This is a genomic window from Pseudonocardia nantongensis, assembly GCF_046546495.1.
GTDB classification, from domain to species: domain Bacteria; phylum Actinomycetota; class Actinomycetes; order Mycobacteriales; family Pseudonocardiaceae; genus Pseudonocardia; species Pseudonocardia nantongensis.
The window spans coordinates 85706-99094 of record NZ_JBKGXT010000005.1 but is presented as its reverse complement, the minus strand read 5'-3'; the positions used below and the strand labels follow the sequence as shown (position 1 = coordinate 99094).

Below are 13389 nucleotides of genomic sequence, written 5' to 3'. Positions count from 1 at the left end.
GTCACGTGAGCTCGCCCGGCCTGCCCGCGAACGCCCCCGCGCCCGCACCCGTATCTCCGACCGCCGTCCCGGTCGCGCTGTCCACCGCGTCGGTGTACCCGGAGGGCGTCGCGGCCGGTTTCGAGATCGCCGCCGAGCTGGGGTACGACGGCGTCGAGCTGATGATCTGGACCGACCCGGTCAGCCAGGATCCGCGGGCCGTCGAGCGGCTCGCGCACCGCTACGGGGTCCCGGTGCTGGCCGTGCACGCACCCTGCCTGGCCGTCACCCAGCGGGTCTGGGGCGCGGACCCGGTGCATCGGCTGCGCCGCACCGTGGAGGTCGCCGCCCGGCTCGGCGCCCGCTCGGTCGTGGTGCACCCGCCGTTCCGCTGGCAGCGCCGCTACGCCGCGGTCTTCGCCGACGAGGTCGACCGGGCGAGCGAGTTCCACGGCGTCACGCTGCCGGTGGAGAACATGTTCCCGTTGCAGCGCGGCGCGATCCGCACCGTGCCCTACGCGCTCGGTGACGACCCCACCGAGGTCGGGTTCGGTGCCTACACGCTGGACCTCTCGCACACCGCCGCGGCCGGCGTCGACGCGCTGGATCTGACGCGGAGGATGGGCGACCGGCTCACCCACCTGCACCTGACCGACGGCTCCGGGCTCCCGCGCGACGAGCACCTGGTCCCCGGCCGCGGCCTGCAGCCGTGCGCCGAGGTGTGCCAGACCCTGGCCGACGGCAGCTTCGCGGCGGCCGGCGGCACCGTGGTGCTGGAGGTCTCCACCCGGCGCTGCCGGACCCGGCTGGAACGCACCGGGTTGCTCGCCGAGTCGTTGCTGTTCGCCCGGCTGCACCTGGCCCCGACGATGCGGTCCGCCCGGCGCACGCCGGAGCCGGCCGGCGCGCACCGCTAGATCCGACGGGCACGAGATGCTGGGCACACTCCGGTCCGTGCCACACCGTCCCGGGTGATATGCCTGATCCCATGAGCAGCGCAGCCGTGCACACCGGACGCCCGTTCGCCGACGCGCACGTCCTCGACGACCTCGGCGAGGGCCGGTTCCGCGCGCACCTCGACGACGTGTGGGCGGTCGGTCCGAAGGCCTTCGGCGGGCTGCTGATGGTGCTGATGGCGAAGGCCGGGCTGGCCCGGCTCGCCGCGGACGGGGCCGTGACCGCGGACGGCGCGACGCTCGACCCGCTGGCGGTGTCCGTGGACTTCCTGCGCGCCCCGGACCTGCGCCCGGTCGAGCTGGTGGCCGAGCCCCTGAAGATCGGCCGGACGGTGTCCTCGGTGACGGTGCGGCTGACCCAGGACGGGAAGCTGATGCTGCACGCCACCGTCACCGCCGGTGTCCTGCCCGACGGCGACGCCCGCTGGGAGACCCCGGCCGAGCTCGCTCCCGAGCCCACCCCGGACGCGGTCGACCCGGCCGCGGCGAACGGCGGGGCCCGCGGCCTGGCCGCCGCCTGCGAGCTGCGCTACCCGGCGGGCTCGCCGCCGTTCCTGCGCGGCGAGACCGGGCCGCCCCAGGTGGCGGGCTGGGTGCGCCCGCGCGGCGAGGAACCGGACGTGCTGTTCGCGCTGCTGTCCGGGGACATCCTGCCGCCGACCGTGTTCAACCTGGGCGGGACGCCGGGCTGGGCCCCGACGGTGCAGCTCACGGCGTTGCTGCGCGGCCGCCCGGCACCCGGCTGGTTGCGGGTCGACGGGCGCTCGCGCGCCGTCGTCGGCACCCAGTTCGACGAGGACGTCACCGTCGTCGACGCCACCGGGCGCACCGTCTGCCAGGCCCGCCAGCTCGCGCTGGCGCCGCTCGCCGGCTGAGAGTGGCGTGCGGAACGCATGTCAGCGCTGACCCCGCGGCCGCCGCGCGCCGGACGCACCGGCCGGGCTCCTAGGCTGCCGGGCATGACTCGGATCGCGGTACTGGGCGGCGGACGGATCGGCGAGGCGCTGCTGGGAGGGCTGATCGCCGCCGGGCACGAGCCCGGGAGCCTGGTGTTCACCGAGAAGCTCCCGGCCCGTGCCGAGGAGCTCTCCGGCTCGCTGGGGGTGCCGGCCGAGCCGGTCGCCGACGCGGTCCGTGGCGCCGGCACCGTGGTCGTCGCGGTGAAGCCGCAGGACGTCGTCGCGCTGCTCGGTGCCGTCGCCCCGGCCCTGGAACCGGGCGCCACCGTGGTGTCGCTGTGCGCCGGGCTGCCGACGTCGCTGTTCGAGGGCGCGCTCCCGGCCGGGACGCCGGTCGTGCGGGTCATGCCGAACACCCCGATGCTGCTCGGCGCCGCGATGTGCGCGCTGTCGCCGGGCACGCACGCGACCGGCGAGCACCTGGCGCGGGCGGAGGAGCTGCTCGGCACGGTCGGCGCCACGCTGCGCCTCGACGAGGCCAAGCAGGACGCCGCGACGGCCGTGTCCGGGTCCGGTCCGGCGTACTTCTTCCTCGTCGCCGAGGCGATGATCGAGGCCGGCGTGGCGATCGGGCTCACCCGGCCCGCCGCGACCGAGCTGACCGTGCAGACCGCACTCGGTGCCGCGCGGATGCTGCGCGAGAGCGGCGAGCACCCGGCCGTGCTGCGGGAGAACGTCACCTCGCCTGCCGGGACGACCGCCGCGGCGCTGCGTGAGCTGGAGCGGCACGGCCTGCGGGCCGCGTTCGCGGACGCCGTCGCCGCCGCCCACGACCGGTCGACGGAACTCGGCCGGGGGTGACCGGAGTCGATCATCGCCCAGGGTCGTAGCCCGTTCAGCGCATCGGATGACCAGCGGTCACCCTGACGCGCGACACCGTCGCTCGATCGGGTCACCCGCTCGAGCGCCGATCGTCACATCCGCCCCGGTAGACTGCACCCGCACATCCCCCACCACCGGGGCGTCCGGGGCGTCGGGGAGGAAGGCGGTGCCCGATGGCGGCGGAGCGACCCGAGCCCCTGCGGTCGACCCAGGTCCAGTTCCTGACGGTGGCCGAGGTGGCGTCGATGATGCGGGTCTCCAAGATGACCGTGTACCGGCTCGTGCACTCGGGCGAGCTGCCCGCCGCGCGGGTCGGCCGGTCGTTCCGGGTGCCGCAGCGGGCGGTCGAGGACTACCTGCGCAACGCCTACTTCGACGCGGGCTGACCGCCCGGTCCGGTCGTCCCCCCGGGGCCCCGGTAGAGTGGTCCACCGGCTGTCGACCGCCACCGGTCGCGCGCCCGCGTCGCCGGAGGTCCGGCACGTGCGTGGCCGGCCACCTCGAGGCCACCCGGTGGGCGGTCGCCGGACGATCTGCGTCGACACAGGAGGAGCACCCATGGGCTCGGTCATCAAGAAGCGCCGCAAGCGGATGTCGAAGAAGAAGCACCGCAAGCTGCTGCGCAAGACCCGGGTGCAGCGTCGCAAGCTCGGCAAGTGATCACCGACCGGCCGCGCGTCCCCACCCAGGGGGCGCGGCCGGTCGCGGTCCCCGCGCGCGTCGTGCACATCACGTGTCCGTGTACCTGCACTCCGTGACCGACGGGGACTAGGATCACCTCCGGCCGTCGCCACACCTCCCTCCTCTTGTGAGGTCGCCCCATGCCGCAGCCGACCCCGAGCGTCGTGCTGGTCACCGGCGTGAGCGGGTACCTCGGGGGGCATCTCGCGGCGCGGCTGGCGGCGAACCCGGACATCGACCGGGTGCTGGGTGTGGACACCGTTCCGCCGCCCCGGGACCTGCTGCGCCGGATGGGGCGCGCGGAGTTCGTCCGGGCCGACATCCGGAACCCGCTCATCGCGAAGGTCATCTCCTCGGCGTCGGTGGACACCGTCGTGCACGCATCGCTCTCGGCCAGCCCCGGTACGTCCGGTGGCCGGGCGACGATGAAGGAGATGAACGTCATCGGCACGATGCAGCTGCTCGCGGCGTGCCAGAAGGCACCCAGCGTGCGCCGGGTCGTGCTCAAGTCGACCACCGCGGTGTACGGCGCCAGCTCCCGGGACCCGGCCGTGTTCGACGAGGCCACCGGCCCGAAGGACCTGCCGTCCGGCGGGTACGCCAAGGACGCCGCCGAGATCGAGGGCTACCTGCGCGGGTTCAACCGCCGCCGGCCGGACGTCAGCACCACGGTGCTGCGCTTCGCCAACTTCATCGGGCCGCGGATCGACACCGTGCTGACCCGCTACTTCGCGCTGCCGGTGGTGCCGACCGTGCTCGGCTACGACGCCCGGATGCAGCTGCTGCACGAGGAGGACGCACTCGCCGTCCTCGAACGGGCCGCCACCGAGGAGCTGCCCGGGGTCTTCAACGTCGCGGCGCACGGCGTGCTGATGCTGTCCCAGGCGATCCGGCGCGCCGGGAAGGTCGCGGTGCCGGTGCCCAGCTCGGCGGTGGGCCCGGTCAGCCGGGTGCTGCGCGGTGCCCGGATGGTCGACTTCTCGCCCGACCAGATGCGGTTCCTGAACTTCGGCCGGGTGGTGGACCTGAGCCGGCTCGTCGACGTGTTCGGGTTCGAGCCGCGGTGGACGACCACCCAGGCCTTCGACGACTTCGTCCACGGCAAGGCGCTGCGGCCGGTGCTCGGGGCCGAACGGATCGAGGCCGTCGAGCGGGGCCTGCTCGGGCTGGCCCGGACACTGCGGTGACCGACCGGCCGGTGGGCGGCCACCCGACCAGGACGCACGAGGACGGACCGCGCCGGGGGCGGCGCGACGACACGAGGGGCGGCGGCATGGCGGAGGCGCGGGTGATCCCGATCCGGGGCAACCGGGGCCCGGCCCGGCCCGGGCCGGAGGAGCAGCCGCTGCTACCGGGCCCGTCCGCGGTGGCGCCCGGCGCGCCGTCCGACGACGAGCGTCCCGGCTGGGAGGCCGCGCTGGAGCAGGCGCTGGAGTTCCTCCGCCGCCGGCTCACCGGCGACTACCAGGTCGACGACTTCGGCTTCGACCCCGAACTGGCCGGGGCGGCGCTGCTGCCGGCGCTGCGACCGCTCTACCGGCGCTGGTTCCGGGTGGAGACGATCGGGATGCACAACGTCCCGGACACCGGCGGCGCGCTGCTGGTGGCCAACCACTCCGGCACGCTGCCGCTGGATGCCGCGATGACCACCGTCGCGGTGCACGACGACCACCCGGCACACCGGCACCTGCGGCTGCTCGGCGCGGACCTGATGTTCCGGATGCCGGTCTCCGGATCGCTGGCCCGCAAGTCCGGCGCGACGCTGGCCTGCAGCCCGGACGCGGAGCGACTGATGAGCTCGGGCGAGCTCGTCGGGGTGTACCCGGAGGGCTTCAAGGGCATCGGCAAGCCGTTCCGGGACCGGTACAAGCTGCAGCGCTTCGGCCGCGGCGGCTTCGTCTCGGCCGCGCTGCGCACCGGGGTGCCGATCATCCCGTGCTCGATCGTCGGGGCCGAGGAGATCTACCCGAAGCTCGGCGACATCGCCCCGCTGGCCCGGCTGTTCGGCGCCCCGTACTTCCCGATCACGCCGACCTTCCCGATGCTGGGCCCCGCCGGGCTGGTCCCGCTGCCGTCCAAGTGGTACATCGAGTTCGGCGAGCCGATCCGGACCGACGAGCACACCGCGGCCGACGCCGAGGACCCGATGCTGGTGTTCAACCTGACCGACCAGGTCCGGGAGACCATCCAGCACACGCTGTACCGGCTGCTGTCCCAGCGGCGGAACGTGTTCCTGGGCTGAGCGGGCGCCATGGGCCAGGGCGAGGCGCTCAGCGCTTCCGGTAGGCCATCCCGGCGGCCACCGCACCGGCCACCGCGCCCGCGCCGAGCACCGACGGCACCCCGATCCGGGCCGCCTTGCGCCCGGTCCGGAAGTCGCGGATCTGCCAGCTGCGGGCCTTGGCCACGTCGCGCAGCTCCGAGTCCGGGTTCACCGCGATCGCGGTGCCGACCGCGGAGAGCATCGGCACGTCGTTCACCGAGTCCGAGTAGGCGGTGCAGCGGCGCAGGTCCAGCCCCTCGGACGCGGCCAGCGCGCGGACCGCGTGCGCCTTCGCCGGGCCGTGCAAGATCTCCCCGACCAGCCGGCCGGTGTAGAGCCCGTCCACGCTCTCCGCGACCGTCCCCAGTGCCCCGGTCAGCCCGAGCCGCCGGGCGATGATCCGGGCCAGCTCGACCGGGGTGGCGGTGACCAGCCAGACCCGCTGGCCGGCGTCCAGGTGCATCTGGGCCAGCGCGCGGGTGCCCGCCCAGATCCGGTCGGCCATCAGCTCGTCGTAGATCTCCTCGCCGAGCGAGACGACCTCGTCCACCGGCCGCCCGGCGACGAACGACAGCGCGGTGTCCCGGTGACCGGCGATGCCGCCCTTGTCCTCCCGGCCACCGATCCGGAACTTCACCTGCTGCCAGGCGAACCCGGCCATGTCCGAGGCGGTGAAGAACTTCCGCGCGGCGAGCCCGCGGGCGAAGTGGAAGATCGAGGCGCCGACCATCATCGTGTTGTCGACGTCGAAGAACGCGGCGGCGGTGAGGTCCGGCGGCGGGGCGCCCGCGTCCGGGGGCGGGGCGTCGTCGGCCTCCGCCGCCACCGCGGCGGCGGCCGAGGCCTGCCCGGCCCGCTGCGCGGAGTCGCTCGCGGTCGCCCGGTGGCGCACCTCCGGCTCCTCGGAGAGCCCGGTGTCGACGCCCGGACCGCCCCCGGATACGCGGGCCTCGTCGGCGGGGGACCCGGGATCACTCACCACGACGGCCTTCCTGGTGTGCCACGCCGCCGGCGAACGGCGGAATCTGTCGAGCGGACGCGGTCCACCCTACTGGCGGGAGACGGCCACGGGCCCGGTCCGGAACGTGGCGCTCCGGACCGGGCCCGTGGACACCGACGCCTCAGCCGATCGAGACCGGACCCAGTCCCGGCAGCAACGGCGGGATCGTGACCAGCGGCGCCCGCTCCTCCGGCTCGGGCGTCGACGACGACCCGGTGCTGCTCGGCGAGCTACTGGTCGAGCGGTCCCCGAGCAGCGGCAGGCCGGACTCCGGCTCGGACGAGTCGGTCCCGGTGCTGCTCTCGCGCTCCGAGGTGGAGGTCTCCGGACCGGTGCTGCTGCTCGACTCCGGGCTCGACGACGAGGAGCTCTCCGACCCGGACGGGGCGGGCGGCTCCTCGGGGGCCGGCGTGCCGGACTGCTTCACAGCCTCCGGCCCGGACGTGGCGGTACGGCACTCGCCGGGCAGCGGCCCGAGGTCGTCGACCGAGCCGCCGTCGTCGGTGGCACAGCCGCTGGTCGCGCGGAGCGCCTCGGCCCGGGCGAGCACCCGGTCCAGCAACCGGACCGCCTCGGCGGCCTCCGGCCGGCTCGCGGCGGGCAGGCCGTCCTGGATCGCGGAGAGCCGGTCGGACTGGGCCTCGGCCCAGGTCCGCAGCTCGGCCAGCCGGGACGGGTCGGCACCCTCGGTGTCGGACTCGCTGAGCATCAGCCGGGACCCGGTGCTGGTGGCCCGGTCGAAGTCGTCCAGCGACCCGGTGATCGCGTCCGGCGGCGGCGAGCTCGAGCGCGCCATCAGGTTCTCCACCTCGTCCACCCGGGAGCGGGCGAGATCGAGCTGGCGGGCCGCCTCGGCCTGCCCGCCCATCGTGAAGACACCGCCGACGCCCTCGCTGGCGCGCTTCACGCCGTACATCGCGTCCCCCGGGAGCGCGTTCTGGCTCACCGTCGACGTCACGCCGGTGACCACCGCGAGCGCGGCGAACCCACCGACGACGATCCCGAACCGCTTGCGCACGCTCGGGCGCCTGCGGTCGAGCATGCGCGGGCCCGGACGGCCGTCGCCGTCACCGTCGCGGCCGCTGCGGCCGGCCGCACCATCGGCGCCCCGGTCCTCGGCACGGCCTGCGGCACCGACGGTCTGGCCGGGGTGGTCCGGGTGGTCGGCCGGCAGCACGTGCCGGGCGCGCCGCCCGCGGGACCGGCCGGAGGACGCACCCGGGTCGTCGGACTCCGGGGCGTGCTCGCCGGCCGAGCGCCGGTTGCTGGTGGCGGTGTGGTCGAGGTCCTCGGCGATCGGCGGGCCGATCGGCGCGGTCAGATCACCGGGCGCCATCGCCGGACGGTCGCCGAGCCGGGGGCCGGGCTCCTGCTGCGTGGTCTCTTCCGGCGCGCCGGGCTCGGCGGCACCGCCGACGCCCTCCTGGGCCAGCACCTCGAAGAGCCGGTTGCGCATCCGCGCCGAGGCGTGCGGGTCCGGAGAGAGGTCGCGTCGGCTGCGGTCCAGCGCGGCAGCCAGCGCGATCTCGTGCGCCAGCTCCTCCGCCGCGGGGCCGTCGGCGGGCTCGGCGTCCCACCCGTCGGTGGAGTTCCCGCCCGGCCCGCCGCCGTGCCGCCCGTCGTCCCATGCCCTGGGCATGCCGTCCGTCCTCACTGCAGTCTCGCGCTGCTCGTCGGCGCGTTCGTGCCGCATTCGTCCGTACAACGACGCAGCGGGCGCGAGGTTACGGGGTTTCGACCGTTCACCGCATCGAGTGCTGCGCTCATCGCAGGCCGTCCGGGAGGAGCTGGGCCAGCCGGCGCACCGCGCGGTGCTGGAGCGCCTTCACCGCGCCCTCGTTGCGGTCCATCAGCTCGGCGGTCTCGGCGACCGAGAGCCCGCGCAGGAACCGGAACTGGACGCACTCGCGCTGGTCGGCGTTGAGCTTCTCGATCGCGACCAGCAGCTCGGAGTTCGTCGCCATGTCGAGCACCTGCTGCTCCGGCCCACCGGTGGCGGGGGACAGCTCGATGATCTCCGAGGTCGCCTGCTCCAGCCGGTACCGGCTGGACTTGACGTGGTCGAAGATCAGGTTTCGGGCGATCGTCACGAACCAGGCGCCGATGTCGCGGCCCTGGTAGGTGACCGAGGAGATCCGGCGCAGGGCCCGGACGAAGGTCTCCTGGGTGACGTCCTCGGCGAACGCCCGGTCGCCCATCCGGAACAGCACGTACCGGTAGACGACGTCGTGGTAGCGCTCGTACAGCTCGCCGAACGCCGCCGCGTCCCCGGTCTGGCACCGCTCGACCAGCGCCCACGAGCCGTTCTCCGCCGGCTCCGGCGGGGTGGCCTCGACGGGGTCGGGACGCGGGATGTCCTGCGAGATCTGCGGCGCCTGCCGCGGCATCGGCATCTCCTGCTCTCCCGGGCCGGGCTGGCCCGAACGAGTGGTTCGCGCCGGGGAGGTGTGGGCCGCGCTGCGTGCGGGGTACGAGGACGGAGCCGATGGATCGCCCAGTGGGGCGGCGGCGATCGGCCCCGTCGGTGCGGACGGCGCTGAGGTCGCTGAAGTCACGGACACCTCCCCGTCCGGCTGGGGTCGGACGGCGTCGGGTCGGTCTCGTCCGGGGTCGGGGGCCCGGTCGGGACGGACGGAGTACTCGGGACGGGCGGACTCGGTGCTGCGGTGTTCGGTACTGCGGTTCTCGGTACTGCGAAGTTCGGTGCCGGGGTGCTGTCTACCGGGTGACCCGGAACCGACGGGCGGGCGGGTCAGCCGCTGCGGTCGCATCGGCGGGGTCATGGTCCTCGGGTGGCCGGTGACCGGGGTCCGTCCCGTGGCACGGCGCGCCGTGCTCGGTCGACGAGCTCCATGCCACTCCCATCGGGTGAGTCTCGCGACGAACCGGCGGCTCGCGCGTTGAACCTCATGTAGCGGCGGAGCATAAACGTTGATCCAGTGGCGGATCGCACTCGCCGCCTTTCACCGCGCACTTGTCCGGCAAGCGGCTTGCTGCGAGCGGCCAGCGCACATGTTGCTCAGCGTGTTCATGTGCGTACGGTCCGTGTGCAACGACGAGCGGTGCCGCCGTTCGGTAGCCGTTTGCCAGACTGGGCCGACCCCGTCTCGTGTCCGGAGGAGACCTCCCGTGTCGAGTTCCCGCCCCGACCATCCCGGCGCACCCCCGGTCGGTCACCTGGCCGACCTGGTCTCCCGCGCCGCCGTGGAGCGCCCCGGGCACGATGCGATCCGGGACGTGTCCGGCCCGTCCCCGTCGACGCTGAGCTGGGCGGAGTTCGACGCCGCCGTCACCGCCGAGGCCGGACGGCTGCGCGCGGCCGGGGTGCGGCCCGGCGACCGGGTCGCGATCGCGTTGCCGGACGGTGCCGCGCTCTGCGTCGCGCTGCTCGGTGCGTTGCGGGCGGACGCGGCGGTCGTGCCGCTCGCCCCGGACTCGGTCCCCCGAGAGCTGGAGGCGGTGCTCGGCCAGGCCGCGCCGGCGGCGGTCGTCGCCGACCCGGACGACCGGTTCGCGGCCGCCGCGGCGGCCGCGTGTGGAGCCTGCGTGCTGACCCCGCCGGACCCGGCCGCGGCGCCGTCCGGGGCGGAGCCGGCGCCACCGCGCACCGACGCGGACCCGGAGGCGCTCGCGCTGATCGTGTTCACCTCCGGCACCACCGGCCGCCCGCGCGGGGTGCAGCTGTCGCACCGGGCGCTGCTGGCCAACCGGGAGCAGGCCGCCGCGCTGCGCCCGGCGCCGGTGAACGGCGTCGACCGGGTGCTGCTGGCGCTGCCGCTGTTCCACATCTACGGGCTCGCCGCCGGGCTGCTGCAGGTCTGCCGGGCCGGTGCGACCGTCGTGCTGCCCGGCCGGTTCGACCCCGAGCGGATGCTGGCCTCGGTCGTCGACGAGCGGGTGAGCGTGATCGCCGGCGTGCCGTCGATGTTCCGGATGCTGCTCGACCTCGGCGCCGACCGGCTGCGCCCGGCCCTGGGCGGGGTCCGGCTGTGCACCTCCGGCGGCGCGCCGCTGCCGGCGGACTGGCTGACCGACTTCCGCGAGGCCACCGGCCTGGATCTGCACGAGGGCTACGGGCTCACCGAGGGCGGGCCGGTGATCACCACCAACGACCTGGGCCGGCCGGCCAAGCCGGGCTCGGTCGGGCGGCCGCTGCCCGGCGTCGAGCTGCGGCTGGTGGACCGCGAGGGCCGCCCGCTGTCCGCGACCGAGCCTGTCCCGGACGCCGAGGAGCTCGACGCCGACGACGGTTCGGACCCCACGGAGGACACCGGCCTGATCGCGCTGCGCGGGCCGAACCTGTTCTCCGGGTACTGGCCGGACGGCCGCGACGGCCCGGACCCCGACGGCTGGTTCCGCACCGCCGACGTCGGCTACCTCGACGCCGAGGGCGACCTGCACCTGGTCGACCGGTCGTCGGACCTGGTGATCGTGAACGGGTTCAACGTCTTCCCGCGCGAGGTCGAGCAGGTGATCGCCGAGCTGGACGGGGTGGCCGAGGTGGCCGTCGTGGGGGTGCCGGACGACCGGACCGGTGCCGCGGTGAAGGCGGTCGTGGTCGGCCTGCCCGGTGCCGGGCTGACCGAGGAGGCGGTCCGCGGGCACTGCGCCGCCCGGCTGGCCCGGTTCAAGCGGCCTGCGGTCGTCGCGTTCGCCGAGGAGCTGCCGCGCACCCCCACCGGCAAGATCGCCCGACGCATGCTGGCCCGGCTGTGAGCGCCCGGGTGCGGGTGCTGACCCGGGCCGGCTGTCACCTGTGTGCCGACGCCGAGGCCGCCGTCGCGCGGGTCTGCGCGGAGACCGGCACCGGCTGGGACACCCTGGACGTGGACACCGACGCCGAGCTGCGTGCCGAGTACGGTGACCAGGTCCCGGTCGTCCTGCTGGACGGGCGGGAGCACGCGTCGTTCCGGGTCGACGAGACGCGGCTGCGGGCGGACCTGACCGCCCCGTGAACCGGCCCCCGGACGAGCCCGGACCGGCCGGCGCCTCCGGTTCCTCGATCAACGGCACACCACGTGCGCCGGAACCGGGTGCGCGGACACCCGACGTGCCGCCCGGCAGGAGTGGCGGGGCCGGCGGCGGTGGTACCGACCGACCCGACCGGCCCGGCCGGGCTCGGGCGGTCCCGGCGGCGCTCGCGGCCGCGGCGCTGGGGGTCGGCGCGGGGCAGCTCGGCGCGCTGCTGCCCGGTCCGGACACCGGCCCGCTGAACGTGGTGGCGGGCCGGGTCGTCGCGCTCACCCCGCCCGCGGTCGCCGAGATCAGCACGGTCGGGATCGGGCTGGGCAGCCGGGGAACGGTCGTCGCCGGGGTGGTCGTGGTGCTCGCCCTCGCGGCGGCGCTCGCCGGTGCGGTGTCGGCGCGTTCCGAGCGACCGGGGACGTGGGTGCTCGCCGGGCTGGGCGCGCTCGGTGTGGGCGCCGCCCTCCTCGCGCCGGACGCCGGCCGGCTGGACGTCCTCCCGTCGGCACTGGCGCTTCTCGTCGCCGTGACAACCTTCCGTCGGCTGCACGCGCTGGCCCGCCGGATCCCCGCCGCGACGCGGGGCGCCGACGGCCGGCCGGTCCTGCCGGACGGCCGCCCGCTGCGGGACTCGCTGACCCGGCGCCGGTTCCTGCGGGTCTCGGCGCTGGCCGGCGCGGGCGGGGTGGGTGCCGGGCTCGTGGCCGCGCCGCTGGCCGCCGCGCTGCCGTCCGGGCGGGCGGGGGAGTGGCGGGCCGCGCTGAGCGGCCGGGTCGCCGCGCTCGCCGAGCAGGGCCGGGTCGCCCCGGCCCCGCCGCTGCCGGCCGGGGCCGCGTTCCCGGGCGGCGTCGCGTTCACGACCCCGGTCGCCGACTTCTACCGGATCGACACTGCGCTGCGGGTCCCCGAGGTCGACCCGCGGAGCTGGCGGCTGCGGGTGCACGGGAGGGTCGCCCGGGAGCTGGAACTGACCCTGGACGACCTGCTGGCCCGCCCGCTCGTGGAGCGCTGGGTGACGATGGCCTGCGTCTCCAACGAGGTCGGCGGTGACCTGGTCTCGACCACCCGGTTCACCGGGGTCGAGCTGGCCGGGGTGCTCGGCGAGGCCGGTCCGGACCCGGCGGCCGACCAGGTGCTCTCCACCTCGGCCGACGGCTGGACCGCCGGCAGCCCGTCGGACCTGGTGCTGGACCCGGCTCGGGGTGCCCTGCTCGCGGTGGCGATGGACGGCGCCGCGCTGCCCCCCGAGCACGGCTTCCCGGTCCGGATCGTGGTGCCCGGCCTCTACGGCTACGTCTCGGCCACCAAGTGGGTCACCGGCATCGAGCTGACCACGTTCGCCGGGGCCGCGGACTACTGGCGGGTGCGCGGCTGGGCGCCGCCGGGGCCGATGGAGACCGCGTCCCGGATCGACTCGCCCGCCGCCTACGCGAGCGTCCCGGCAGGGCGGGTGGTCGTCACCGGGACGGCCTGGGCGGTACCGCGCGGGATCTCCCGGGTCGAGGTCGGGGTGGTCGACGGCGACACCTGGACCGACGCCGAGCTGGGCCCGGTCCCGGCCGGCGGCGCGACCTGGCGGATGTGGCGCGCCGAGCTGGACCTGCCCCCGGGCGGTCACCGGCTGACCTGCCGGGCCACCGACGGCGACGGCGTCGTGCAGACCGCCGAGCGCCGCGCGCCGCTCCCCGGCGCCGCCACCGGACGGCCGACCCGCACCGTCACCGTCACCTGATCGTGGGCCGTCCGGACGGTCCCGCGGCCGGC

General features: G+C 75.6%; 13 protein-coding genes. 10 read left to right on the top strand and 3 right to left on the bottom strand.

The annotated features are described in order from the left end of the window. Positions 1-5: 5 nt before the first annotated feature. The 7 genes from ACLFMI_RS07305 to ACLFMI_RS07275 all read left to right on the top strand — a co-directional run bounded on the left by ACLFMI_RS07305 (position 6) and on the right by ACLFMI_RS07275 (position 5639). Positions 6-896 carry a sugar phosphate isomerase/epimerase family protein gene (locus ACLFMI_RS07305; protein WP_410946966.1) on the top strand — a complete coding sequence of 297 codons (891 nt, stop codon included), beginning with the start codon at positions 6-8 and terminating at the stop codon, positions 894-896. Positions 897-967: 71 nt separating this feature from the next. Next, complete coding sequence (locus ACLFMI_RS07300; protein WP_410946965.1) at positions 968-1810, top strand: thioesterase family protein; 843 nt, start codon at positions 968-970, stop codon at positions 1808-1810. An 84-nt stretch (positions 1811-1894) separates the two neighbouring features. After that, complete coding sequence (proC, locus tag ACLFMI_RS07295; RefSeq protein ID WP_410946964.1) at positions 1895-2695, top strand: pyrroline-5-carboxylate reductase; 801 nt, start codon at positions 1895-1897, stop codon at positions 2693-2695. A 194-nt stretch (positions 2696-2889) separates the two neighbouring features. After that, on the top strand, positions 2890-3102 hold the full coding sequence (locus tag ACLFMI_RS07290; protein ID WP_410946963.1) for a helix-turn-helix domain-containing protein: 213 nt from the start codon (positions 2890-2892) through the stop codon (positions 3100-3102). A gap of 172 nt (positions 3103-3274) precedes the next feature. Then, positions 3275-3376, top strand: a complete 102-nt coding sequence (locus tag ACLFMI_RS07285; RefSeq protein WP_010241351.1) for a 30S ribosomal protein bS22 — start codon at positions 3275-3277, stop codon at positions 3374-3376. A gap of 161 nt (positions 3377-3537) precedes the next feature. Beyond that, positions 3538-4584 carry an NAD-dependent epimerase/dehydratase family protein gene (locus ACLFMI_RS07280; RefSeq protein WP_410946962.1) on the top strand — a complete coding sequence of 349 codons (1047 nt, stop codon included), beginning with the start codon at positions 3538-3540 and terminating at the stop codon, positions 4582-4584. 86 nt (positions 4585-4670) lie between these two features. Further along, complete coding sequence (locus ACLFMI_RS07275) at positions 4671-5639, top strand: lysophospholipid acyltransferase family protein (protein ID WP_410946961.1); 969 nt, start codon at positions 4671-4673, stop codon at positions 5637-5639. 28 nt (positions 5640-5667) lie between these two features. Here the strand turns inward: ACLFMI_RS07275 and ACLFMI_RS07270 are convergent, their stop codons facing one another. The 3 genes from ACLFMI_RS07270 to ACLFMI_RS07260 all read right to left on the bottom strand — a co-directional run bounded on the left by ACLFMI_RS07270 (position 5668) and on the right by ACLFMI_RS07260 (position 9053). Further along, on the bottom strand, positions 5668-6552 hold the full coding sequence (locus ACLFMI_RS07270) for an HAD family hydrolase (protein ID WP_410947103.1): 885 nt from the start codon (positions 6550-6552) through the stop codon (positions 5668-5670). Positions 6553-6781: 229 nt separating this feature from the next. Continuing rightward, positions 6782-8299 (bottom strand): DUF5667 domain-containing protein, encoded by a 1518-nt coding sequence (locus ACLFMI_RS07265; protein ID WP_410946960.1) that lies wholly within the window; start codon positions 8297-8299, stop codon positions 6782-6784. A 124-nt stretch (positions 8300-8423) separates the two neighbouring features. Beyond that, positions 8424-9053 carry a sigma-70 family RNA polymerase sigma factor gene (locus ACLFMI_RS07260; RefSeq protein WP_410946959.1) on the bottom strand — a complete coding sequence of 210 codons (630 nt, stop codon included), beginning with the start codon at positions 9051-9053 and terminating at the stop codon, positions 8424-8426. Between the two features lie 736 nt (positions 9054-9789). Between ACLFMI_RS07260 and ACLFMI_RS07255 the strand changes: the two genes are divergently transcribed. The 3 genes from ACLFMI_RS07255 to ACLFMI_RS07245 are packed head-to-tail and all read left to right on the top strand — an operon-like array spanning position 9790 to position 13357. Then, positions 9790-11376, top strand: coding sequence for an AMP-binding protein (locus tag ACLFMI_RS07255; protein ID WP_410946958.1), 1587 nt, complete (start codon positions 9790-9792; stop codon positions 11374-11376). Next, positions 11373-11615, top strand: coding sequence for a glutaredoxin family protein (locus ACLFMI_RS07250; protein WP_410946957.1), 243 nt, complete (start codon positions 11373-11375; stop codon positions 11613-11615). Before ACLFMI_RS07255 ends, ACLFMI_RS07250 begins: the two co-directional genes overlap by 4 nt. Next, complete coding sequence (locus ACLFMI_RS07245) at positions 11612-13357, top strand: molybdopterin-dependent oxidoreductase (protein ID WP_410946956.1); 1746 nt, start codon at positions 11612-11614, stop codon at positions 13355-13357. The genes ACLFMI_RS07250 and ACLFMI_RS07245 overlap by 4 nt, the downstream gene beginning before the upstream one ends. The last annotated feature ends 32 nt before the right edge of the window (positions 13358-13389 follow it).